Here is a 25096-nt window from a genome sequence, read left to right as displayed (position 1 = left end):
TTTTGCCAAATTCAAAGGAAAAGAGAAACAGGTTCGGCTGGCGGGGCCTGGAGGAGACCCAAGCTGATGATGAAACGACGAGTGAAGCGACGGAAGGTAGACCCCGCGAAGCCCAGGTTAGTGTGTTTAGAGGTGAAGAGTAACTGAGAACAAGGACATCCCTTGGTGTCTGAAGACGGCTAAAGTTGACGAGGCAGTCAACCGGCCAAGCACATGGTGGTGATGCATCTAGTCTGCCAAAGCTGGTGGCTGGTGTAGTTCTATCAGTAGTGTTCTTAGATCAGTCAAAAGCCGACGAAAAGATTGGTGCCTCTTTGTCGATCCAGAAGGTGGTGTAGCCTTGCTCCATGAGCAGCTTGCCTCTGTCCCCTGTGACGACGGAGACGAGTTCAAGGGCCACAAAGTGGTGCGGTAGGGTCCCTCAGGTGCCAGTAGTATAGGCCATTCCAGATGGAAAAATAAGTCGGAGCAACCTGAACCAGTCGACTGCCCAGAGCTCGTCCTTCTATCCGCTTCTATTCTACTTCCACAAGAATTCTACTTCTCTCTTTTGCCAAATTCAAAGAAAGGAAGAGAAACAGGTTCGGCTGGCGGGGCCTGGAGGAGACCCAAGCTGATGATGAGACGACGAGTGAAGCGACGGAAGGTAGACCCCGCGAAGCACAGGTTAGTGATGTGTAGAGGTGAAGAGTCACTGAGAGCAAGAACATCCCTTGGTGTCTGAAGACGGCTAAAGTTGACGATGCAGTCAACCGGCCAAGCACATGGTGGTGATGCATCTAGTCTGCCAAAGCTGGTGGCTGGTGTGGTACTGTCAGTAGTGTACTTGGATCAGTCAAAAGCCGACGAAAAGATGGGTGCCTCTCTGTCGATCCAGAAGGTGGTGTAGCCTTGCTCCATGAGCAGCTTGCCTCTGTCCCCTGTGACGACGGAGACGAGTTCAAGGGCCACAAAGTGGTGCGGTAGGGTCCCTCAGGTGCCAGTAGTATAGGCCATTCCAGATGAAAAAATGAGTCGGAGCAACCTGAACCAGTCGACTGCCCAGAGCTCGTCCTACTATCCGCTTCTATTCTACTACCACAAAGAATTCTACTTCTACTTTTTGCCAAATTCAAAGAAAAGAGAAACAGGTTCGGCTGGCGGGGCCTGGAGGAGACCCAAGCTGATGATGAAACGACGAGTGAAGCGACGGAAGGTAGACCCACGAAGAACAGGTTAGTGATGTGTTGAGGTGAAGAGTCACTGAGAGCAAGGACATCCCTTGGTTTCTGAAGACGGCTAAAGTTGACGAGGCAGTCAATCGGCCAAACTCATGGTGGTGATGCATCTAGTCTGCCAAAGCTGGTGGCTGGTGTAGTACTATCAGTAGTGTACTTAGATCAGTCAAAAGCCGACGAAAAGATGGGTGCCTCTCTGTCGATCCAGAAGGTGGTGTAGCCTTGCTCCATGAGCAGCTTGCCTCTGTCCCCTATGACGACGGAGACGAGTTCAAGGGCCACAAAGTGGTGCGGTAGGGTCCCTCAGGTGCCAGTAGTATAGGCCATTCCAGATGGAAAAATGAGTCGGAGCAACCTGAACCAGTCGACTGCCCAGAGCTCGTCCTTCTATCCGCTTCTATTCTTCTACCTCAAGAATTCTACTTCTACCTTTTGCCAAATTCAAAGAAAAAACAGAAACAGGTTCGGCTGGCGGGGCCTGGAGGAGACCCAAGCTGATGGTGAAACGACGAGTGAAGCGACGGAAGGTAGACCCTACGAAGAACAGGTTAGTGATGTGTAGAGGTGAAGAGTCACTGAGAGCAAGGACATCCCTTGGTGTCTGAAGACGGCTAAAGTTGACGAGGCAGTCAACCGGCCAAGCACATGGTGGTGATGCATCTAGTCTGCCAAAGCTGGTGGCTGGTGTAGTTCTATCAGTAGTGTACTTAGATCAGTCAAAAGCCGACGAAAAGATGGGTGCCTCTCTGTCGATCCAGAAGGTGGTGTAGCCTTGCTCCATGAGCAGCTTGCCTCTGTCCCCTATGACGACGGAGACGAGTTCAAGGGCCACAAAGTGGTGCGGTAGGGTCCCTCAGGTGCCAGTAGTATAGGCCATACCAGATGGAAAAATGAGTCGGAGCAACCTGAACCAGTCGACTGCCCAGAGCTCGTCCTACTATCCGCTTCTATTCTACTTCCACAAGAATTCTACTTCTACTTCTTGCCAAATTCAAAGGAAAACTGAAACAGGTTCGGCTGGCGGGGCCTGGAGGAGACCCAAGCTGATGATGAAACGACGAGTGAAGCGACGGAAGGTAGACCCCGCGAAGCACAGGTTAGTGATGTGTAGAGGTGAAGAGTCACTGAGAGCAAGGACATCCCTTGGTGTCTGAAGACGGCTAAAGTTGACGATGCAGTCAACCGGCCAAGCACATGGTGGTGATGCATCTAGTCTGCCAAAGCTGGTGGCTGGTGTAGTACTATCAGTAGTGTTCTTAGATCAGTCAAAAGCCGACGAAAAGATGGGTTCCTCTCTGTCGATCCAGAAGGTGGTGTAGCCAAGCTCCATGAGCAGCTTGCCCTCTGTCCCCCATGACGACGGAGACGAGTTCAAGGGCCACAAAGTGGTGCGGTAGGGTCTCTCAGGTGTCAGTAGTATAGGCCATTCCAGATGGAAAAATGAGTCGGAGCAAGCTGAACCAGTCGACAGCCCAGAGCTCGTCCTACTAACCGCTTCTATTCTACTACCACAAGAATTCTACTTTTACTTTTTGCCAAATTCAGAGGAAAACAGAAACAGGTTCGGCTGGCGGGGCCTGGAGGAGACCCAAGCTGATGATGAAACGACGAGTGAAGCGACGGAAGGTAGACCCCGCGAAGCACAGGTTAGTGATGTGTAGAGGTGAAGAGTCACTGAGAGCAAGGACATCTCTTGGTGTCTGAAGACGGCTAAAGTTGACGATGCAGTCAACCGGCCAAGCACATGGTGGTGATGCATCTAGTCTGCCAAAGCTGGTGGGCTGGTGTAGTACTATCAGTAGTGTACTTAGATCAGTCAAAAGCCGACGAAAAGATGGGTGCCTCTCTGTCGATCCAGAAGGTGGTGTAGCCTTGCTCCATGAGCAGCTTGCCTCTGTCCCCTATGACGACGGAGACGAGTTCAAGGGCCACAAAGTGGTGCGGTAGGGTCCCTCAGGTGCCAGTAGTATAGGCCATTCCAGATGGAAAAATGAGTCGGAGCAACCTGAAACCAGTCGACTGCCCAGAGCTCGTCCTACTAACTCTAATTTGCCAAAGTCTAGTTTCAAATTTCAAGTTTCAAATTCAAAGTCCAAAAATCCATCCCCCCCACCAAAAAAAAGAAAGCCAGCCGAAAAATCACCCTGCTCGATTTCGAGCCCCTCAAACCCACCACCAACAAAAAAAAAAGAAAGACAACCGAAAAATCACCCTGCTCGATTTCGAGCCCCTCACTCACCCACCACCCAAAAAAAAAAAAACAAATCTCAGAACAAAGGGCTGAATCTCAGCGGATCGTGGCAAAAACGCCACTCTCACACGTACAGTACCCCGTTCCACTCCAAGTCGTCTGCGAGGGATCTGTCCCCCAGGGCCACGCTTTCACTTGTGATTGAACCGAGTTGTACGTCTCCAGGTCGGAAACGCACAGCGCCCAGTCTTGCTTTGGTCTGAGTAGCCTCCCCCGAAAGAGAGACCACCTATGCTTACGCACACTATGAGCCCCAGAGGCCTCAACGTATCACCGCCTTTCCAGCATGGATTCTGGCTTAGAGGCGTTCAGCCGTTATCCAACGCATGGTAGCTTCTCGGCACTGACGTTTCAGTCAACCGACAAGGCCAAGTATGCGAACCAACTGTTCCTCTCGTACTAAATTGGATTACTGTCGCGGTGACCACTCATCAGTAGGGTAAAACTAACCTGTCTCACGACGGTCTAAACCCAGCTCACGTTCCCTGTTGGTGGATGAACAATCCTACACTTGGCGCCTGCTGCGACGCAATGATAGGAAGAGCCGACATCGAAGAATCAAAAAGCAACGTCGCTATGAACGCTTGGCTGCCACAAGCCAGTTCCTGAATGTTAATCCTTTTTTCTAAAGTTGATTAGTTAGTTGGTGTGTGTTTCCTCTCTCTCTCTCTTTGAGGAAGTAACACACACACCCCTCGCGGGGCGGAGCAGCATGTACCTTAGCTCTCCCTCCCTCTAACTCTAATAGATAGATAGATAGATAGTAGAGGGGGAGCCACACCTTTCCATGCGTTGCGGTGGCTCTGTCTCTCCTAGTTAATAAGAGAGAGAGAGCTCGCCTCAGGGTCGCACCCTCCAGTGGTGGTCCCCCCTTTGAGGGACCTCCACGCCGAGAACATCCCCTGATCCAGGTGTGTCGCCTTCTTCTCTGCTTAGTGAGAAGAAGACCAGCAATCAAAAGCTGGGACAACAAAAACACATCCCTGTGGTAACTTTTCTGACACCTCTAGCTGAAAATTCCTCAATTCTAAAGGATCGATAGGCCATGCTTTCGCAGTTTGTATTCATACTGAAAATCAAAATCAAGTGAGCTTTTACCCTTCTATTCCACATGAGATTTCTGTTCCCATTGAGCTCACCTTAGGACACCTGCGTTATCGTTTAGCAGATGTGCCGCCCCAGCCAAACTCCCCACCTGACTTTGTCTTTCGCTTGAGGTCGCTGAATTCGAAAACCCAACTTTGCTCCAGAACAAACACTCTGTGAAGAGCGCCGCCCTACGCCACGAAATAAGTAAATTAACATCAGGAGTAGTGGTATTTCACTCTCGGGTTGCCCCTCCCACTTATTCTACACCTCCCAAGTCAATTCACCAAGTCAGGCTGATGTCAAGCTCAACAGGGTCTTCTTTCCCCGCTGATTCTTCCAAGCCCGTTCCCTTGGCTGTGGTTTCGCTAGATAGTAGATAGGGACAGTGGGAATCTCGTTAATCCATTCATGCGCGTCACTAATTAGATGACGAGGCATTTGGCTACCTTAAGAGAGTCATAGTTACTCCCGCTGTTAACCCGCGCTTGTTTGAATTTCTTCACTTTGACATTCAGAGCACTGAGCAGAAATCACATTGCGTCAACATCGTTTCCGACCCTCGCAATGCTTTGTTTTAATTAAACAGTCGGATTCCCCTTGTCCGCTCCAGTTCTAAGTTGGCTGTTGATTGTGTTCTTGACTGCACCGGCAGCGAAGGCGTCCGGATAGGCGAGCCAAGCAGGGGCTGGTCCACCTTGCGGCAGTCCCTCCCCCGAGCCTGGCTCAGGAAACCTACCAAGTCACCCACACGAGAACCGATGAGCCGCCAAACACCCAGCCCTTAGAGCCAATCCTTTTCCCGAAGTTACGGATCTAATTTGCCGACTTCCCTTACCTACATTCTTCTATCGACTAGAGGCTGCTCACCTAGGAGACCTGATGCGGTTATCAGTACGACCAGGGGTGCGAATACGAGTGATTTTTTGGTGTGAGTTTTGGTGGTAGAGTTTTGTAAGGCCTTTTGAGCCAAACGGACCCCAAACCAAACCAATACCCACAAACCACTTCCACTGGCTCGGATTTTCACGGACCGTCGAAGAGGCACCGGACACCGCTATACAGCAGTGCTTTGCCAGCCACGTCAACCCTCTCGCCAGATGATCTGATTCCAGGGTATTCTAGTGTGTCCGTCCCGGAGGACGGTAGTAGCCACTCTCCCCGTTTAAAAGAAAAGAACCACACACACCAGGTCAGGCTGTTAACAAGAACAGACAACTCTTGCCGGGCTCTCCGCCGGCGTCTCCGAGCATTGTGCAGTTTGTGTTGCCACTCTTTCAACGCCTTTCGGCAAAATTATCCACGTCCTGGTGCAGGAATGTTAACCTGCTTCCCTTTCGCGGGGGGTCTGGGTACTCTTCCCTTTTTTACCGGGGAACAAACCCACCTTTAAAAACAGGCTTCCCCTCCCGACTTAGGATCGACTCACCCATGTCCAATTGCTGTTCACATGGAACCTTGCTCCACTTCAGTCTTCAAAGGTCTCATTTGAATAGTTGCTACTACCACCAAGATCTGCACTAGAGTTTGTTTCACCGGGACTCACGTCTCAGGCTGCGTCACCAAACCCCACGCCCTCCTACACGTTTCTTCATCATTTGCATTTATAAAAAGAAAAGTAAAAGAAACGGCACAGTCTAAGTCGCCCGCTTCAGCGCCATCCATTTTCAGGGCTAGTACATTATGCAGGTGAGTAGTTACACACTCCTTAGCGGATTTCGACTTCCATGACCACCGTCCTGCTGTCTATATGTACTAACACCTTTTGTAGGATCTGGTTTAGCGGACAGTCCGGCACTTTAACTGCGCTTTCGGTTCATCCCGCATCGCCAGTTCTGCTTACCAAAATTGGCCCACTAGAAACATTCCATTCGAGGCTGGGGATCACCTTTTAACATCAAGCATCACCCAGCTTCTTACCTATTTAAAGTTTGAGAATAGGTTAAAGTTGTTACAACTCCACGACCTCTAATCATTAGCTTTACCTGATAAAACTGTACATGTTCCAGCTATCCTGAGGGAAACTTCGGAGGGAACCAGCTACTAGATTGTTCGAGTAGTCTTTCGCCCCTATACCCAAGTCTAACGAACGATTTGCACGTCAGTATCGCGACGAGCTTCCACCAGAATTTCTCCTGGCTTCACCCTGCTCAGGCATAGATCACCATCTTTCGGGTCCCAACGTGCACGCTCTGGCTCAAGCCTGGTGCGAGCACCAGGTCGGCCGATGGTGCTTCTTCTTGCCTTTTTGTTAAAACAAGAAGAATCCCACCTTTTTAAAAAGGTCCTCTTAGGACTCGCTTTCACTTCGCATCCAAATAAAAAAAAGGGCTTTAATCACCCTCCATACTCGCGTGCATGTTAGACTCCTTGGTCCGTGTTTCAAGACGGGTGAGTGGCGCCCGTTCACACCAGCAACTCCAGCGCGTCTAGATAGGTCACACGTATCAGTCCACAGAGATGGTACACCCGACCCAACGAGCCGTGATACTATCACCTCCCATAACGAGTCGAGCAAAGCACTCCCGCAGACCCCCACTGCCACACAATTTTGCGCGCGCTTTCATTTTAAAACCTCGATCCGCTTTCCTTGGCGAGAAAAAGGCGGCTTCTACTTTGGACGAGGTTATAACGTGTTGAGTCGCTCTCTCTCGTAAAAGAGAGAACAACTCAACACCACCTTACCCTCATCAACACCGCCCTTCCAAGCTGCGAATCCTTGCTGGTCAGACTTACTCAGGGACGAGGCCGGCCGAGCACCTGAATCGTACAAGCTTGTCTTGGAGGCCCCACTAAAGAGGCACACACACGGCAAACTCTCCGACACCCGCCGCTCCAGCCCCTAACCCTGTGCAGTCCCACTACGACAGGCCAGCCACTCCTTCCTTCTTAGCAATTTCAAGTCCTCTTTCACTCTCTTTTCAGAGTTCTTTTCATCTTTCCCTCACGGTACTTGTTCGCTATCGGTCTCCCGTTCATGTTTAGCTTTAGAAGGAATTTACCTCCCACTTGGGGTTGCACTCCCAAACAACCCGACTCTTCGAACACCTGTCGTACGCGGCGAGCTCCAGGTCACACACGGGATTTTCACCCTCTTTGACGGGCCTATTTCAAGGCACTTGTACCCGGGTCGCACGCTGACATGGCGCCTTCAGATTACAATTCGCCAGGCCTCTCGGTCAGGCGATTTCCATCTTGAGCTCTTCCCGCTTCACTCGCAGTTACTGAGGGAATCCTGGTTAGTTTCTTTTCCTCCGCTTATTAATATGCTTAAGTTCGGCGGGTGATCTGGCTTCATTTGAGGGCTTTTAGGTTTTTGGTTTTTTCCTTTTTAAGGAAATAAAGAAAGAGGGAGAGACCAAGAGAAATCAGAGCAACACACCACTAACAGCGCTGGTCGACAACCGCCGCTGACGAGCGAGACTCGAAAACACCTTCTTCTCCAACACTTGAGCCCGACCTCCCCTCTGTGGAAAGAGAGGAGGAAGAGGCCAATCTCCCACCAAACAAACTTGGCAGAGCGAGCACGAAAAGCTTCTCAAAGAAACCTGCTCTCAGGCCTAACCCGAGAGCGCCACTTGCGTTCAAAAACTTGATGATTCACTGAATTCTGCAATTCGCATTACGTATCGCACTTGGCTGCGTTCTTCATCGTTGCGGGAGCCTAGATATCCGTTGCTAAGAATTGTAATTGTTTTAGTTTTTGTTTTTTTGTTTTTGGTGTTTTGTTTGGTTTGTAAAAAAATAGAGAGAGGGAAAGCCTTAAACTCTCCCTCCCACTCTCCCACTTTCTTTTGTTCTCAATAAATGACCAACTCTCAACAAACAGAATGATCCTTCCGCAGGTTCACCTACGGAAACCTTGTTACGACTTTTACTTCCTCTAAATGGTCAAGTTTGCGCCGCTTCAAACACTCACGCAGGGTCACCCCCACACAAGCAATCTCCGCGATGCTCACTAAATCATTCGGTGTAGGTGTGGACAAAGGGCTCCAACACAGGCAATGCGAGCTGATGACCCGCGTTTACTAGGAATTCCTCGTTCAAGACTAATAATTGCAATAATCTATCCCCATCACGATGTGCTTTCACAGATTCCCCGGACCTCTCGGCCAAGGCTCTTTCACAAGGTGCTCAGTGAACACATCAGTGTAGCGCGCGTGCGGCCCAGAACATCTAAGGGCATCACAGACCTGTTATTGCCTCGAACTTCCATCGGCTACGCACCGAGAGTCCCTCTAAGAAGAATTCAAAAGAAATAACTCACGTTATCCAACCCTACTTAGCAAGTCGAGGTCTCGTTCGTTAACGGAATAAACCAGACAACAAAGGCCATGCACCACCACTCAATAAATCAAGAAAGATCTTCAATCTGTCAATCCTCTTATTGTCTGGACCTGGTAAGTTTCCCCGTGTTGAGTCAAATTAAGCCGCAGGCTCCACTCCTGGTGTGCCCTTCCGTCAATTCCGTCAAGTTTCAGCCTTGCGACCATACTCCCCCCGGAACCCAAAAACTTGGATTTCTCGTCAGGTGCACATGGAGTCTTCGAACAAACGTCCACGTATCCCTAGTTGGCATCGTTTATAGTTGAGACTACGACGGTATCTGATCGTCTTCGATCCCCCAACTTTCGTTCTTGATTAAAGAAGACGTCCTTGGTGAATGCTTTCGCATAAGTTAGTCTTCAACGAATCCAAGAATTTCACCTCTGGCCGTTGAATACTAGCACCCCCAACCGTCCCTATCAATCATTACTCAGATCCTGGAAACCAACAAAATAGAACCCGAGTCCTATCTTATTATTCCATGCTCATGTATTCACGGCCCTAGAACGGCCTGCTTGGAACACTCTAATTTGCTCAAAGTAAAGGGTTCCCTCCATCCCATCCGAAGATGTGAAGAAGAGGAACGAATGGCAGGCACGCTTACCCGGATCACACAACACAGCCCTCGAAAGGACCACGCTGGCTCCAGACGCACCACACCACAAATCCAACTACGAGCTTTTTAACTGCAGCAAATTTAATATACGCTATTGGAGCTGGAATTACCGCGGCTGCTGGCACCAGACTGGCCCTCCAATTGTTCCTTGTTAAGGGATTTGAATTGTACTCATTCCAATTGCCAAGCCAAAAGGCCCGGTATTGTTATTTCTTGTCACTACCTCCCTGTGTCAGGATTGGGTAATTTGCGCGCCTGCTGCCTTCCTTAGATGTGGTAGCTATTTCTCAGGCTCCCTCTCCGGAATCGAACCCTCATTCTCCGTCACCCGTCACTGCCACGGTAGTCCACTACACTACCGTCAAAAGCTGATAGGGCAGAAATTTGAATGAACTAGCGCCGGCACAAGGCCATACGCTCCGAACAGTTACTACGACTCCTCGCCAATCTGGTTTTTTATCTAATAAATACGTCCCTTCCCTCGCGAGTCGGGACATTGCGCATGTATTAGCTCTAGAATTACTACGGGTATCCATGTAGTCATTTCATCCTCAAATGAATTATAACTGATTTAATGAGCCATCTGCAGTTTCACTGACAGCAATTTGGAAAAACAGAGCCCTCGACTGCTCACTCCACCTCCAATCGACCAACACCTCACACCAACCAATCTCTCTCTCTCTGTCTGCAGTGGATCTCGTTTATTGATCGGCAAACTGCTCAAATCGATCAGTCAGTCATGGCCTCAATCGGCCTCCTCCAATCGGCCTCTACACTCGACCAGACTCGAAAATGGACAAGTCAAAGGCAAAGTCGAAAATGAAGATGAACAGTCGAGGATCGTACAGTCCTCGAACCAGAAATCGAGTCCACGCGTTCGACTCCTCGCAGCAGAAGCCTCCTCCAATGATGGCAGACAGTCGAGCAATCTCTCGACGCTGTTGGAGGAAGTGGAGCAAATTGGCATCTGAGAGGCCTCTTTGGGGACCCTGAAGAGGATTGCCTGCACCAATTGTGAGCAAGAGAAAGAGAAATGGAAACGAGCAGATTGAACCAACCTGATGAGGAGAAGGCTGAAAGCTGAGGCAAATCGCCAACAAACAGAGGAAAGCTGGTGAACGAGTTTCCGATCAAATTCAGGGCTTTCAAGCCAACAAGCTTGGTGATGGCCAGAGGCAGCTCGCTCAACTGGTTGCTTTCCGTCTGAATGTCCTGCAGATTCGGCAGCTCGCACACCACTTGAGGAAACTCCTTGAAGCGGTTGTTCGAAATATTGAGCTCTCTCAGCTCTCGAAGATTGGCAAACGATTGAGGAAGAGACGACAGCTTGTTGCCATTCAGCCACAGCTTCCTCAGGCTCCTCAACTCGCAGATCACTTCAGGAAACTGCTCAAAGGCGTTGTTGCCAAGATTGAGTTCCAGCAGATTGCGAAGAGAGGCGAAGGAGGAAGGAAGAACACTCAATTGGCAGCCATAAGCAAACAAAACCTCCAATTGCTCCAGCTTGCACACAGCTTCCGGAAAGCCCTCAAATGGATTCCATCCAATCCAGAGCCTCCTCAGCTTGGTGAGTTTGGCGATTGCAGGAGAAAGGGTCTTGAGTTTGTTGTTGTTGAGTCGAAGCTCCTCCAAGTTTGCGAGCTCCCAAACTGATTCAGGAACACTCTCCAAACCATTATACCCAATCAGAAGCACCAGTCTCCAATGTGGCTTGCTGAGCCGAACAAGGGCTTTCGCGATCCTGTCCACTTGATCGATTCCGCCGCAGTTTTCCGCGTTCACTGTCAACTGCAAGGCTTCTTTGCTTTCGTCTTCACTCAATCGACCCAGCTCGGCCTTCAGCTTGCTCTCAGGATCATCGGCCTTGTTGATCCGCACCTCAATCTTCTTCCTCTCCTGACTCATGGAGTGGCGATGGGAGGCAGAGTGGCGGCAAGGTGATGGAGTTCAGTGGCAAAAGCAAAGATACTTTTTTTTTTTTTTTTTTTTTTTTTGACAGCAATTGATAAAGATACATTAAGAATCAAATGGTAACTAGGAAACGGTACAAGAGGCCTTGGAAAATGCTGGTCCTGTGGTCCAACATTCCAATCCTGTTATTGCTGGCCCACAATCCGGGCCGGTGGGTTGCGCTTGAAGTTCGTGCATCGCAGGATGGAGTTGGCAATGATCCTTTGGAAGCGCACATAGAAGAGGCAATATACCCGCCTCTTCATTTCGGCGAAGGTGTGGAGTCGGTCGAGGTCGCCTTCTTGTCGTAACCAGGTTTCTGCTACTCGCTTGAGCCATTCATGGCCCTCCCTCATTAGTTTCCCATAAACCGTAACAATAAAAGGGATGAAGGTGGTGAACTTCGCCTTGCAGAGGTCATCGTAGGTCCTTCGCTTTTCTCGGGCTTGGTGCTCGGCAGGTGATGGCATCCCCAGATAGGTCTTGGCCAAGGGGGAGAAGATCATGACGTCCAGGGCTACTGGGGGCGATGTTCCATCGGTCGCAACAACGTCGAGTCGCAGGTTCCGGTCCTTCTGGTCAACAAAGGTTAGCTCAGTGAAAGTCGTCAAGCCGGCTTCTCGATGAATCTGGTTCAGGGTCCTTTTCAACTCCGTATGTCTCACATTACGGAAACCCTGAGTTTTCATGCACAAAGAGAGATGGGTCACAATGTCATCTTGGTCGCGGTCGCAGTGTTGGCACACTCCATGGGGTCCGGCTCCAAGTAGAAGTTGAAGGCAGATCTTCATTTGGTCGTTGGTGAGGTGCTCATTCACAGGGGCTCCATTGTGATACAGCCAGCAGTGCGAAGAAGGTCCACTTGCATTTACCATGCGTCTCGCTGTCATCAATTGGCGGGCTCGGGGGGATCTGTCGCCAAATTTCAACTCTTCCTTGGCATCAGCATACAACTTGGCACGAAGGGCGGTGTTGAAGGGTCGTCGGACTTGTCTCTCTCGTAGCAGCGGAACCTGTTTCCCCTCTTGGTTAAACGGGTCCCAAATTGGCAGTTTCTTCAGCTTGTCTTGCTCCGACTCAGCCAACAGAAGCGCTGACTGATGGAACTCCTCGAAAGCCTTGATGACACTTCTGTCATATTTGTTGGTGGCTTTGTCGAAGCTCCTCAGATCGCTGCTCCTGAAGGAATTGATGGTCGACACTAAGAAGGAGATCTTGGATCGCTCCTTCATGTTGAGAAGGCCGAGGCCTCCAACAGAAGTCGGACACTCCATCTGCCTGATGGCTTCCGTCCTCCGGTCTTCCGGCAGCCCAGGGCATCCAATTGCTGTCAGAAGCCAATCTCTCAAGGCCTGGTCGTATACCTCATACCCGTCGCTGGCGGCCTCGGGGTCCACCATTCTGGAGATGTAGCACATCGTCAATTGTCGAGACTGAAGCACAATGCTGAGCGCGACTTGCAGGGGCACTTGTGGGTCAAGAAGCAGGGACATTCCTTTCACTCGATCCTTGGCGTACTCGGTCACAAACTTCTTCTGCCATTCTTTGAGGCCGACTGGAGCTCCCATGATTTCCGCCTCCGTCTTGAGATCCAACCTCACGGTCTCCGCTAGATGCTGTGCAGCTTCCACATCCCCATACATGTTGAGGACCGAGCTCTTTACCTGGTTGATCTTGAGTCCAGCTTCTGCGGCTTTCTGGTTGAAGGCCTCCATTGCATCGCCCAATCGTTCCGGGTCACCGATGAGCAGGGTGTCGTCCACAAACGCAAGAGCGTGGCCTCCATTGCCAAGCTGTTCGGCCGCTGCCACCAGCGCGGGCTGGAGCGCGATTGCAAAGAGGAGGGAAGAGGTGGGGTCGCCTTGACGGATTCCTTCACGGGAGAGAATTACCTTTGTTTCCTCACCGACTCTGTAGAGGAGCTTGGCATCAGCGCCATACGCGAGGTGGAAGAACGGAATCAACGAGCCAGCTTGCTCAGTCTTACGAAGCTGAGCCAGCACAAATGCTCGTTGAACCTCATTGAACCCATTGGTGATGTCCAATGACAAAGCCATCTTCTTGGTTCGCAAGAGGCGGTTCGCGCGATGAACGATGATGTCAGCTCCTCCAGGAATACCAACTCCAACTTGGTGCTCCGGCAAGATTTTCTCAATGTTGAGATGCCTCAGGGCGTACTTTCCTGCTATCTTGAAGAAGACTTCCGGGATTGCGATGGGTCGAATGGTCCCGTCTTTCTTGGGAATGGGAATGAGGCGGCAAGCCGTGAGAAGCGATCTCACGACATTCGAGACGTCCTTTTGGATGATGTGTAGGAACAGGTTGCACAAGTCCCCACACGTTTGCTTGTCCTTCACCAGGGGCAGCAGAAGCTCAGGTGTCCATCCAGATGGTCCAGGGGAAGCGCCGGTGCAGGATTCACGGATGATCTGGTAGAGAATTTTTGGGTCCACCGTCACTGGCGCCGCCTTGAAGTCGTCGTCCCTTTCCTCAAACTGCTTCTTGACACGAGGAAAAAGCTGCTGCAGTTCAGCTGAGACATCACGGTCAAACGGCTGCGAGTCGCGGTTTTCAACCACACTCACAGCCCGCTTCACATGTCCCTGACTCGTGAGCGCAACAATTCGAACTATCGCCTTCTTACTCAGCCTGGGTTCCTTTTCCTCGTCGCGGTCTGCGTCGGGCCGTTCTTGCTTCTTCTCATCCGCCACTTGTGGGTCGTCGACTGGGCGGATAATTGGCTCTTCAACTCGGATTGGAACTTCTTTTGCGTCGTTCAGGTCTTGGGGCTGGCCAATCCGGTTGATTCGGTTGATGAGCGAGTTGAGAGCCTTCTTGTTGTTCCTCCGACCGCCACGGATTGGTCGATGTAGAGCAGTGTGCACCACAGTGAAGAGAGAGATGAAAGAGACAGTTCTACTTACCTCGTCTGCAATAGCAAATGCTCGCAGAATGGGAGCAACCTTGAGGACCCAGTGCTTCTCCGCACTCTTCGGCAACGATCGATAGAGGTGGCCATTGTATCCCATGGTTCTGAGGATCTCATTTTGTGTGTTTGGTTTGTTTGACAGCAATTTGGAAAAACAGAGCCCTCGACTGCTCACTCCACCTCCAATCGACCAACACCTCACACCAACCAATCTCTCTCTGTCTCTCTGCAGTGGATCTCGTTTATTGATCGGCAAACTGCTCAAATCGATCAGTCAGTCATGGCCTCAATCGGCCTCCTCCAATCGGCCTCTACACTCGACCAGACTCGAAAATGGACAAGTCAAAGGCAAAGTCGAAAATGAAGATGAACAGTCGAGGATCGTACAGTCCTCGAACCAGAAATCGAGTCCACGCGTTCGACTCCTCGCAGCAGAAGCCTCCTCCAATGATGGCAGACAGTCGAGCAATCTCTCGACGCTGTTGGAGGAAGCGGAGCAAATCGGCATCTGAGAGGCCTCTTTGGGGACCCTGAAGAGGATTGCCTGCACCAATTGTGAGCAAGAGAAAGAGAAATGGAAACGAGCAGATTGAACCAACCTGATGAGGAGAAGTCTGAAAGCTGAGGCAAATCGCCAACAAACAGAGGAAAGCTGGTGAACGAGTTTCGACTCAAATTCAGGAATTTCAAACCAACAAGCTTGGTGATGGCCAGAGGCAGCTCGCTCAATTGGTTGTTCCCACATGATGAGACTCTCCAGATTCGGCAGCTCGCACACCACTTGAGGAAACTCCTTGAAGCGGTTGTTCGAAATATTGAGCTCTCTCAGCTCTCGAAGATTGGCAAACGATTGAGGAAGAGACGACAGCTTGTTGCCATTCAACCACAGCTTCCTCAGGCTCCTCAACTCGCAGATCACTTCAGGAAACTGCTCAAAGGCGTTGTTGTCAAGATGGAGTTCCAGCAGATTGCGAAGAGAGGCGAAGGAGGAAGGAAGAACACTCAATTGGCAGCCACTAGCAAACAAAACCTCCAATTGCTCCAGCTTGCACACAGCTTCCGGAAAGCCCTCAAATGGATTCCATCCAATCCAGAGCCTCCTCAGCTTGGTGAGTTTGGCGATTGCAGGAGAAAGGGTCTTGAGTTTGTTGCTGTCGAGTCGAAGCTCCTCCAAGTTTGCGAGTTCCCAAACTGATTCAGGAACACTCTCCAAACCATTGGACCAAATCCACAGCACCAGTCTCCAATGTGGCTTGCTGACCCGAACAAGGGCTTTCGCGATCCTATCCACTTGATCGATTCCGCCGCAGTTTACCGCGTTCACTTTCAACTGCAAGGCTTCTTTGCTTTCGTCTTCACTCAATCGACCCAGCTCGGCCTTCAGCTTGCTCTCAGGATCATCGGCCTTGTTGATCCGCACCTCAACCTTCTTCCTCTCCTGACTCATGGAGTGGCGATGGGAGGCAGAGTGGCGGCAAGGTGATGGAGTTCAGTGGCAAAAGCAAAGATACTTTTTTTCTGTTTGGTTTGTTTGACAGCAATTTGGAAAAACAGAGCCCTCGACTGCTCACTCCACCTCCAATCCACCAACACCTCACACCAACCAATCTCTCTCTCTGTCTCTCTGCAGTGGATCTCGTTTATTGATCGGCAAACTGCTCAAATCGATCAGTCAGTCATGGCCTCAATCGGCCTCCTCCAATCGGCCTCTACACTCGACCAGACTCGAAAATGGACAAGTCAAAGGCAAAGTCGAAAATGAAGATGAACAGTCGAGGATCGTACAGTCCTCGAACCAGAAATCGAGTCCACGCGTTCGACTCCTCACAGCAGAAGCCTCCTCCAATGATGGCAGACAGTCGAGCAATCTCTCGACGCTGTTGGAGGAAGCGGAGCAAATTGGCATCTTCGAGGCCTCTTTGGGGACCCTGAAGAGGATTGCCTGCACCAATTGTGAGCATGAGAAAGAGAAATGGAAACGAGCAGATTGAACCAACCATATGAGGAGAAGGCTGAAAGCTGAGGCAAATCGCCAACAAACAGAGGAAAGCTGGTGAACGAGTTTCCACTCAAATTCAGGATTTCAAGCCAACAAGCTTGGTGATGGCCAGAGGCAGCTCGCTCAATTGGTTGTCCGTTATGTAGAGACTCTCCAGATTCGGCAGCTCGCACACCACTTGAGGAAACTCCTTGAAGCGGTTGTTCGAAATATTGAGCTCTCTCAGCTCTCGAAGATTGGCAAACGATTGAGGAAGAGACGACAGCTTGTTGCCATTCAGCCACAGCTTCCTCAGGCTCCTCAACTCGCAGATCACTTCAGGAAACTGCTCAAAGGCGTTTTCGCCAAGATAGAGTTCCAGCAGATTGCGAAGAGAGGCGAAGGAGGAAGGAAGAACACTCAATTGGCAGCCATCAGCAGACAAAGCCTCCAATTGCTCCAGCTTGCACACAGCTTCCGGAAAGCCCTCAAATGGATTCCCTCCAATCCAGAGCCTCCTCAGCTTGGTGAGTTTGGCGATTGCAGGAGAAAGGGTCTTGAGTTTGTTGTTGTTGAGTCGAAGCTCCTCCAAGTTTGCGAGTTCCCAAACTGATTCAGGAACACTCTCCAAACCATTGAACCCAATCCACAGCACCAGTCTCCAATGTGGCTTGCTGAGCCGAACAAGGGCTTTCGCGATCCTGTCCACTTGATCGATTCCGCCGCAGTTTTCCGCGTTCACTGTCAACTGCAAGGCTTCTTTGCTTTCGTCCTCACTCAATCGACCCAGCTCGGCCTTCAGCTTGCTCTCAGGATCATCGGCCTTGTTGATCCCCACGTATATCTTCTTTCCTCCTGACTCATGGAGTGGCGATGGGAGGCAGAGTGGCGGCAAGGTGATGGAGTTCAGTGGCAAAAGCAAAGATACTTTTTTTTTTTTTTTTTTTTTTTTTGAAAGATACTTTAAGAATCAAATGGTAACTAGGAAACGGTACAAGAGGCCTTGGAAAATGCTGGTCCTGTGGTCCAAACATTCCAATCCTGTTATTGCTGGCCCACAATCCGGGCCGGTGGGTTGCGCTTGAAGTTCGTGCATCGCAGGATGGAGTTGGCAATGATCCTTTGGAAGCGCACATAGAAGAGGCAATATACCCGCCTCTTCATTTCGGCGAAGGTGTGGAGTCGGTCGAGGTCGCCTTCTTGTCGTAACCAGGTTTCTGCTACTCGCTTGAGCCATTCATGGCCCTCCCTCATTAGTTTCCCATAAACCGTAACAATAAAAGGGATGAAGGTGGTGAACTTCGCCTTGCAGAGGGCATCGTAGGTCCTTCGCTTTTCTCGGGCTTGGTGCTCGGCAGGTGATGGCATCCCCAGATAGGTCTTGGCCAAGGGGGAGAAGATCATGACGTCCAGGGCTACTGGGGGCGATGTTCCATCGGTGGCAACAACGTCGAGTCGCAGGTTCCGGTCCTTCTGGTCAACAAAGGTTAGCTCAGTGAAAGTCGTCAAGCCGGCTTCTCGATGAATCTGGTTCAGGGTCCTTTTCAACTCCGTATGTCTCACATTACGGAAACCCTGAGTTTTCATGCACAAAGAGAGATGGGTCACGATGTCATCTTGGTCGTTACCGCAGTGTTGGCACACTCCATGGGGTCCGGCTCCAAGTAGAAGTTGAAGGCAGATCTTCATTTGGTCGTTGGTGAGGTGCTCATTCACAGGGGCTCCATTGTGATACAGCCAGCAGTGCGAAGAAGGTCCACTTGCATTTACCATGCGTCTCGCTGTCATCAATTGGCGGGCTTGGGGGGATCTGTCGCCAAATTTCACCTCTTCCTTGGCATCAGCATACAACTTGGCACGAAGGGCGGTGTTGAAGGGTCGTCGGACTTGTCTCTCTCGTAGCAGCGGAACCTGTTTCCCCTCGAGGTTAAACGGGTCCCAAATTGGCAGTTTCTTCAGCTTGTCTTGCTCCGACTCAGGCAACAGAAGCGCTGACTGATGGAACTCCTCGAAAGCCTTGATGACACTTCTGTCATATTTGTTGGTGGCTTTGTCGAAGCTCCTCAGATCGCTGCTCCTGAAGGAATTGATGGCCGACACTAAGAAGGAGATCTTGGATCGCTCCTTCATGTTGAGAAGGCCGAGGCCTCCAACAGAAGTCGGACACTCCATCTGCCTGATGGCTTCCGTCCTCCGGTCTTCCGGCAGCCCAGGGCATCCAATTGCTGTCAGAAGCCAATCTCTCAAGGCCTGGTCGTATACCTCATACCCGTCGCTGGCGGCCTCGGGGTCCACCATTCTGGAGATGTAGCACATCGTCAATTGTCGAGACTGAAGCACAATGCTGAGCGCGACTTGCAGGGGCACTTGTGGGTCAAGAAGCAGGGACATTCCTTTCACTCGATCCTTGGCGTACTCGGTCACAAACTTCTTCTGCCATTCTTTGAGGCCGACTGGAGCTCCCATGATTTCCGCCTCCGTCTTGAGATCCAACCTCACGGTCTCCGCTAGATGCTGTGCAGCTTCCACATCCCCACACATGTTGAGGACCGAGCTCTTTACCTGGTTGATCTTGAGTCCAGCTTCTGCGGCTTTCAGGCTGAAGGCCTCCATTGCATCGACCAATCGTTCCGGGTCACCGATGAGCAGGGTGTCGTCCACAAACGCAAGAGCGTGGCCTCCATTGCCAAGCTGTTCGGCCGCTGCCACCAGCGCGGGCTGGAGCGCGATTGCAAAGAGGAGGGAAGAGGTGGGGTCGCCTTGACGGATTCCTTCACGGGAGAGAATTACCTTTGTTTCCTCACCGACTCTGTAGAGGAGCTTGGCATCAGCGCCATACGCGAGGTGGAAGAACGGAATCAACGGCCGAGCTTGCTCAGTCTTACGAAGCTGAGCCAGCACAAATGCTCGTTGAACCTCATTGAACCCATTGGTGATGTCCAATGACAAAGCCATCTTCTTGGTTCGCAAGAGGCGGTTCGCGCGATGAACGATGATGTCAGCTCCTCCAGGAATACCAACTCCAACTTGGTGCTCCGGCAAGATTTTCTCAATGTTGAGATGCCTCAGGGCGTACTTTCCTGCTATCTTGAAGAAGACTTCCGGGATTGCGATGGGTCGAATGGTCCCGTCTTTCTTGGGAATGGGAATGAGGCGGCAAGCCGTGAGAAGCGATCTCACGACATTCGAGACGTCCTTTTGGATGATGTGTAGGAACAGGTTGCACAAGTCCCCACACGTTTTCTTGTCCTCAGCCAAGGGCAGCAGAAGCTCAGGTGTCCATCCAGATGGTCCAGGGGAAGCGCCGGTGCAGGATTCACGGATGATCTGGTAGAGAATTTTTGGGTCCACCGTCACTGGCGCTGCCTTGAAGTCGTCGTCCCTTTCCTCAAACTGCTTCTTGACACGAGGAAAAAGCTGCTGCAGTTCAGCTGAGACATCACGGTCAAACGGCTGCGAGTCGCGGTTTTCAACCACACTCACAGCCCGCTTCACATGTCCCTGACTCGTGAGCGCAACAATTCGAACTATCGCCTTCTTACTCAGCCTGGGTTCCTTTTCCTCGTCGCGGTCTGCGTCGGGCCGTTCTTGCTTCTTCTCATCCGCCACTTGTGGATCGTCGACTGGGCGGATAATTGGCTCTTCAACTCGGATTGGAACTTCTTTTGCGTCGTTCAGGTCTTGGGGCTGGCCAATCCGGTTGATTCGGTTGATGAGCGAGTTGAGAGCCTTCTTGTTGTTCCTCCGACCGCCACGGATTGGTCGATGTAGAGCAGTGTGCACCACAGTGAAGAGAGAGATGAAAGAGACAGTTTTACTTACCTCGTCTGCAATAGCAAATGCTCGCAGAATGGGAGCAACCTTGAGGACCCAGTGCTTCTCCGCACTCTTCGGCAACGATCGATAGAGGTGGCCATTGTATCCCATGGTTCTGAGGATCTCATTTTTGTGTTTTGGTTTGTTTGACAGCAATTTGGAAAAACAGAGCCCTCGACTGCTCACTCCACCTCCAATTGGCCAACACCTCACACCAACCAATCTCTGTCTCTGCAGTGGATCTCGTTTATTGATCGCCAAACTGCTCAAATCGATCAGTCAGTCATGGCCTCAATCGGCCTCCTCCAATCGGGCTTTCTTTCGACCAGACTCGAAAATGGACAAGTCAAAGGCAAAGTCGAAAATGAAGATGAACAGTCGAGGATCGTACAGTCCTCGAACCAGAAATCGAGTCCACGCGTTCGACTCCTCGCAGCAGAAGCCTCCTCCAATGATGGCAGACAGTCGAGCAATCTCTCGACGCTGTTGGAGGAAGCGGAGCAAATCGGCATCTGAGAGGCCAGTTGGGGACCCTGAGGAGGATTGCCTGCACAAATTGTGAGCAAGAGAAAGAGAAATGGAAACGAGCAGATCAAACCAACCATGATGAGAGAAGGCTGAAAGCTGAGGCAAATCGCCAAGAAACAGAGGAAAGCTGGTGAACGAGTTTCGACTTACATCCAGGAATTTCAAGCCAACAAGCTTGGTGATGGCCAGAGGCAGCTCGATCAATTGGTTGTCCCATGTAGAGCTCTCCAGATTCGGCAGCTCGCACACCACTTGAGGAAACTCCTTGAAGCGGTTGTTCGGAAATATTGAGCTCTCTCAGCTCTCGAAGATTGGCAAACGATTGAGGAAGAGACGACAGCTTGTTGCCATTCAGCAACAGCTTCCTCAGGCTCCTCAACTCGCAGATCACTTCAGGAAACTGCTCAAAGGCGTTGTCACCAAGATCGAGTTCCAGCAGATTGCGAAGAGAGGCGAAGGAGGAAGGAAGAACACTCAATTGGCAGCCATTTGCAAACAAAACCTCCAATTGCTCCAGCTTGCACACAGCTTCCGGAAAGCCCTCAAATGGATTCCTTCCAATCCAGAGCCTCCTCAGCTTGGTGAGTTTGGCGATTGCAGGAGAAAGGGTCTTGAGTTTGTTGTTGTCGAGTCGAAGCTCCTCCAAGTTTGCGAGCTCCCAAACTGATTCAGGAACACTCTCCAAACCATTGGACCCAATCCACAGCACCAGTCTCCAATGTGGCTTGCTGAGCCGAACAAGGGCTTTCGCGATCCTATCCACTTGATCGATTCCGCCGCAGTTTCCGCGTTCACTTCCAACTGCAAGGCCTCTTTGCTTTCGTCTTCACTCAATCGACCCAGCTCGGCCTTCAGCTTGCTCTCAGGATCATCGGCCCCATCGATCCGCACCTCAATCTTCTTCCTCTCCTGACTCATGGAGTGGCGATGGGAGGCAGAGTGGCGGCAAGGTGACGTCGGTGGTTTTTTTTCGGTGTCGGCGATATTTTTTTTCGACCTCAGTGTTCCATCCACAAAATTTCTGGAAAAAAGTGGAGTTGGTGCCTGCCAAATTCCAGCAGCCTCTGTTTGTGTTGGCACGTATAGTTGGAGGAAAGGACGCCAGAACCAATGGCTTTCGACCCCAGTTTCTGGATGAGGGGTTTCAGATTGTGTTTGAGGACGAGGTTCATGGTTGGCAGCAGAAAGCAAACGGCCTTTCGTTCTCATCGAGGTTCAGCTCCTTTCGGGTTAGTTTGGAAGAAAAGGACGATGGAAGGGTGGAGTTGTTGGAGAGAATAATGGAGACTCTCAAGGCGGGGTAAAAGAGAGGCAAGGTTTTGAAGAGTCTGTTTGGTCTTTTCAGTCAACTGAAGGAGCTCTCTATCGCGCTCAAACTCGACAGAATGGAAAGGGTGGAAGAGGCTCAAGGGAGGAGAATAATGTCTGGTTTATCGATCGAGTGAGTGGTTCCAATGTGGAGAAACAGTGAGAGGTGATTCGAGTCTTTGGTTGGTGTGTTTGTGTGTGGAGGTTGAGGAGGAGCTGAATGGCAAACTGCAGTCGAGGGCATGGAGGAATTTGAGGCTTCTCTTCACTCCATGCTCAAAGAAGAGGCCATTCAGTGGACCAGGATCAATGTTGGTGAGTTTGGAGCAGAGTTTAGCTGAACCAGCAGATTCAATTATTCATTCTCTCTCTCTGTATTCGCTTGTGTGTTCCAAACGATGGTACATGCTCTGAAGACCACTCAGCCAGAGGAGCTGGATCCTTTGCCCGCTTGCCTCCAAAAGTACAACCAAACAAAAACGGTGTTTCTGGCCAAGTGCCATCACCTCGATGTGGCTGTCAAGCTGCTTTTGGGTGGATTTGAGTCCATTCGAGGTTTCGCCAATTTGGGCAACGAGGCACGAGGATGGACGGCTTTGGAAGGTGTGTGTGTCACTGAATGCCTGAAATCATCTCTTCTTCCGTTGTACTTGTTGGAAGAAGTGGACAAGAGAGGAGAGTTTGTACATATTGTTGTGGCATAATCAAGTTGCTGGCCAGAAGTACATGTCGTCCAAGTGGATTGGGCGTTTGGTTCCTGAGGAACGAGAGCATGAGTGGGGGACATTGGAGAGAGGGTTGTGTTGATGATTTTCCTGTGGATAAATGTGATAGACTTGACAGTTGTTCGTCACAGTTGGGTGGCTGAGTGATTATGAGTACTTTTGGAGGCGATCTTCTGTTGGCCCATTGTACGGCATTTTCTTTGGCAGGAGAAGTTTCTGCAAGGCAATTTGGATCGCAAGCCACCTCATGTCAGCCAGTCTCGACCAAAGGCACGCACAGGGGCTGCTTTCCTCAGCAAATCAAAACAGAAGTGAGTGTGGCTCAGTATCGTATTCGCTAGGAGGTGCGGTGTGTGATGGAGGAGACTCGACGAGTAAATACCTTGGCGTGGCAAAGTCTCTTCCATCTCTCATGTCATATCATCCCCGCCAAAACTGGTTTCTCGATTGGAACTGCTCTTTGCCCGTCATGTGGTTCCAATGGGAGGAGGACTTACAATCTCTTTTCAGCATTATTTTGCTGGGTGAGGCGTCTAGTTCCGCTTCTTTTTCACGTCGTGGCAAATGTGCAAGTTCTCAAGTCGGATCTGCAGCAGAGTGAGGGTCATGTGTTTTTTATTGCAGGATCGATGAGCAGGCGGGTGTCAGTAGCGAGTCTCGGTCCTCCACAGCAAATTTGGTGTTCAAAAGCCAGAGCAAGCATTGAATTCGGACGCATTCGACCAGTATCGCCGAGCATTCCGTCACGATTTCCCATTCCTATTATGTCGTCGACATTGGTGAGGCCAATCTCTGTGGCGAGAACCTCGCCTTTTGGGGGGTGGATTTCTAAAGCATCTGCCAATCAACAAACTGCCCCGAGGTGATTCTTGTTGGTCAATCGTTGGGAATATTACTGACTGCTCCTCCCAGTTTGTGTGCCGCATGCATTTTGAAAAGGTCTGCTGACCTTGAGGAGTCTGAGAATCTTCAGAGCTCCTTGGATGGAACTGTTCTTCGTTTAGAGGCCAGCCAATCGTTGAAAGGAGTGCAGCTGGACAACCCAATTTCCATGTGCAACTCATTGTTTCGGCCTGTCTCTCTCTCCCCCCGAAAGTCGGTCAAATTGATTTATTCGTCAAGATCATCGAAGGTCGCCCATTGCTCATTGTTCTGCCCAATGTGGGAAAACGACAAATCGATGCTGGTAACAGGCCATGGCAACTCGACTTGTAAGCTCACTGCCAATGAGCTGGCCATGTCGTCCAAGTGGCTGCTCTTAGTCACCTGCATATTCTACCGGCTCTTTTGTTTGCGTTTGCCAGGTCCCCAAGGCCGCTTCTTGCATGTGTATGATTGAGGGACACCATGAGGATTTGCCTGTCCACTAGACCATTTTGCATGTAGATCTCTGCTGCGTCCTCGTTGTAGCGCGCTGTTTGCAGCAGTGCAATCTTGCTGGTTGAAGGGGAGGCCGAGGCAGTGGCAGCTGCCGGAACTCCGCTGGTGGTTCGTCGGTCGAAAATGCCGCGTTCATCCAACCCTCGAAGCGAAGGACTGAGCGAGGCACTGCCCAGCACTGGAGACGATGCGACTGCAGAAGACGAGGAAGCGGCGGCAGAAGGCGCCGGCTCCAGCAGTTGAATTTCCATCGTTACGGTGTACTGATTGAGCTTCTTGCCTGAACCATTGGGACTGAATTGCAGCGGCAGGAATAGCATGCTGCCCTTGTACACCTTGAGATAACTAGCATCTCCCTCCGATTGGTAGGCCAGGTCGCCTCGAGTTGTCATGCCCCGTGGTCGTCGACCCGTAGTAAAGTTGTAGCGGATTGAGTCGGGATGAATACGAGGATTAGGTCCGCCTTCTTGCATCAGATCCTTCATTTCCTCCTCGCGATCAATTTCGCTCTTAATGCGCTCCTCTTCAGCAGCAGTTTGTTTGAGGTCGTCCTCTTCGACGCGTCTCTCTTCCGCCAGCTGCTGCTCCAGGAGCAGGCGCAACTCTTCTTCACCCTTGGGCTTGATGCGCGTGAACGAGGCCTTGTTCATCTTGTCCTTGCTCTCTTCGCTGAGCAACTCTGGGGATTCCTGTGGGGCCAGCGCAGGACTAGCGAGTCCGTCAGTGTTGGAAGCAAACTTGGGCTGTGAAAGTGGATTCAACGAAATGAGTTTTCTTCTTCTCTCTTTTTGATCAAGTCGCACGAGAGCCACTCACCATTCCACCTCCCGAGTTGCTGTCGTCCACATCTTCCAATTTGGCGTCAGGGTCGCGGACAATCTCCAAGAACTCACGATAGTTGAGATTCCTAGGAACGCGGGTGTGTTTCAGTCGGTCGATGGTCAACAGAGCAGCAGACACACACAAAATGAAAAGAATGAAACAAC

The 25096-nt window shown here is 50.9% G+C and carries 12 protein-coding genes, 1 rRNA gene and 1 other annotated feature; of the genes, 3 read left to right on the top strand and 10 right to left on the bottom strand.

What is annotated here, in order from left to right; genetic code table 11:
* Positions 1-779 precede the first annotated feature (779 nt).
* Positions 780-1109: a hypothetical protein gene (locus IPJ53_00250; protein ID MBK7797524.1), complete on the bottom strand. Its 330-nt coding sequence runs from the start codon at positions 1107-1109 to the stop codon at positions 780-782.
* Positions 1110-1284: 175 nt separating this feature from the next.
* Between IPJ53_00250 and IPJ53_00245 the strand changes: the two genes are divergently transcribed.
* Positions 1285-1437: a hypothetical protein gene (locus IPJ53_00245; protein MBK7797523.1), complete on the top strand. Its 153-nt coding sequence runs from the start codon at positions 1285-1287 to the stop codon at positions 1435-1437.
* Between the two features lie 2266 nt (positions 1438-3703).
* Positions 3704-8255: a sequence feature (mutual gap in cmsearch alignment for this rRNA model is longer than 100), on the bottom strand.
* A gap of 122 nt (positions 8256-8377) precedes the next feature.
* Here the strand turns inward: IPJ53_00245 and IPJ53_00240 are convergent.
* From IPJ53_00240 to IPJ53_00210, 7 genes are all read right to left on the bottom strand, one after another.
* Positions 8378-10125: ribosomal RNA gene (locus IPJ53_00240) — 16S ribosomal RNA — on the bottom strand.
* A gap of 172 nt (positions 10126-10297) precedes the next feature.
* Positions 10298-11401: a leucine-rich repeat domain-containing protein gene (locus IPJ53_00235; GenBank protein ID MBK7797522.1), complete on the bottom strand. Its 1104-nt coding sequence runs from the start codon at positions 11399-11401 to the stop codon at positions 10298-10300.
* A 191-nt stretch (positions 11402-11592) separates the two neighbouring features.
* Positions 11593-14475 (bottom strand): hypothetical protein, encoded by a 2883-nt coding sequence (locus IPJ53_00230; GenBank protein ID MBK7797521.1) that lies wholly within the window; start codon positions 14473-14475, stop codon positions 11593-11595.
* A 186-nt stretch (positions 14476-14661) separates the two neighbouring features.
* Positions 14662-15822, bottom strand: coding sequence for a leucine-rich repeat domain-containing protein (locus tag IPJ53_00225; protein MBK7797520.1), 1161 nt, complete (start codon positions 15820-15822; stop codon positions 14662-14664).
* Positions 15823-16450: 628 nt separating this feature from the next.
* Complete coding sequence (locus tag IPJ53_00220) at positions 16451-17275, bottom strand: leucine-rich repeat domain-containing protein (protein ID MBK7797519.1); 825 nt, start codon at positions 17273-17275, stop codon at positions 16451-16453.
* A 122-nt stretch (positions 17276-17397) separates the two neighbouring features.
* Positions 17398-20280 (bottom strand): hypothetical protein, encoded by a 2883-nt coding sequence (locus IPJ53_00215; protein MBK7797518.1) that lies wholly within the window; start codon positions 20278-20280, stop codon positions 17398-17400.
* 481 nt (positions 20281-20761) lie between these two features.
* The gene (locus tag IPJ53_00210; protein MBK7797517.1) at positions 20762-21343 is read right to left on the bottom strand and encodes a leucine-rich repeat domain-containing protein; all 582 of its coding nucleotides are present in this window, start codon (positions 21341-21343) and stop codon (positions 20762-20764) included.
* 1105 nt (positions 21344-22448) lie between these two features.
* Between IPJ53_00210 and IPJ53_00205 the strand changes: the two genes are divergently transcribed.
* Both IPJ53_00205 and IPJ53_00200 read left to right on the top strand, forming a co-directional pair.
* Complete coding sequence (locus IPJ53_00205; protein MBK7797516.1) at positions 22449-22709, top strand: hypothetical protein; 261 nt, start codon at positions 22449-22451, stop codon at positions 22707-22709.
* A 170-nt stretch (positions 22710-22879) separates the two neighbouring features.
* Positions 22880-23071: a hypothetical protein gene (locus IPJ53_00200; GenBank protein MBK7797515.1), complete on the top strand. Its 192-nt coding sequence runs from the start codon at positions 22880-22882 to the stop codon at positions 23069-23071.
* 263 nt (positions 23072-23334) lie between these two features.
* On the opposite strand, the gene IPJ53_00195 is transcribed toward IPJ53_00200, so the two are convergent.
* Positions 23335-23487 carry a hypothetical protein gene (locus IPJ53_00195; GenBank protein MBK7797514.1) on the bottom strand — a complete coding sequence of 51 codons (153 nt, stop codon included), beginning with the start codon at positions 23485-23487 and terminating at the stop codon, positions 23335-23337.
* 505 nt (positions 23488-23992) lie between these two features.
* Entirely contained in the window at positions 23993-24871 is an 879-nt protein-coding gene (locus IPJ53_00190) for a hypothetical protein (protein ID MBK7797513.1), read from the bottom strand.
* Between the last annotated feature and the right edge of the window lie 225 nt (positions 24872-25096).

It is taken from the genome of Candidatus Vicinibacter affinis, assembly GCA_016714365.1.
GTDB lineage: Bacteria > Bacteroidota > Bacteroidia > Chitinophagales > Saprospiraceae > Vicinibacter > Vicinibacter affinis.
This window is presented reverse-complemented; position numbering and strand designations above follow the sequence as displayed.

What these genes read in the sequence shown, in the direction of transcription:
- IPJ53_00215 (MBK7797518.1), bottom strand. Translation starts at nt 20,280, where the DNA reads ATGGGATACAATGGCCACCTCTATCGATCGTTGCCGAAGAGTGCGGAG.
- IPJ53_00230 (MBK7797521.1), bottom strand. Translation starts at nt 14,475, where the DNA reads ATGGGATACAATGGCCACCTCTATCGATCGTTGCCGAAGAGTGCGGAG.
- IPJ53_00225 (MBK7797520.1), bottom strand. Translation starts at nt 15,822, where the DNA reads ATGAGTCAGGAGAGGAAGAAGGTTGAGGTGCGGATCAACAAGGCCGAT.
- IPJ53_00200 (MBK7797515.1), top strand. Translation starts at nt 22,880, where the DNA reads ATGAGTACTTTTGGAGGCGATCTTCTGTTGGCCCATTGTACGGCATTT.
- IPJ53_00235 (MBK7797522.1), bottom strand. Translation starts at nt 11,401, where the DNA reads ATGAGTCAGGAGAGGAAGAAGATTGAGGTGCGGATCAACAAGGCCGAT.
- IPJ53_00195 (MBK7797514.1), bottom strand. Translation starts at nt 23,487, where the DNA reads ATGGGAAATCGTGACGGAATGCTCGGCGATACTGGTCGAATGCGTCCG.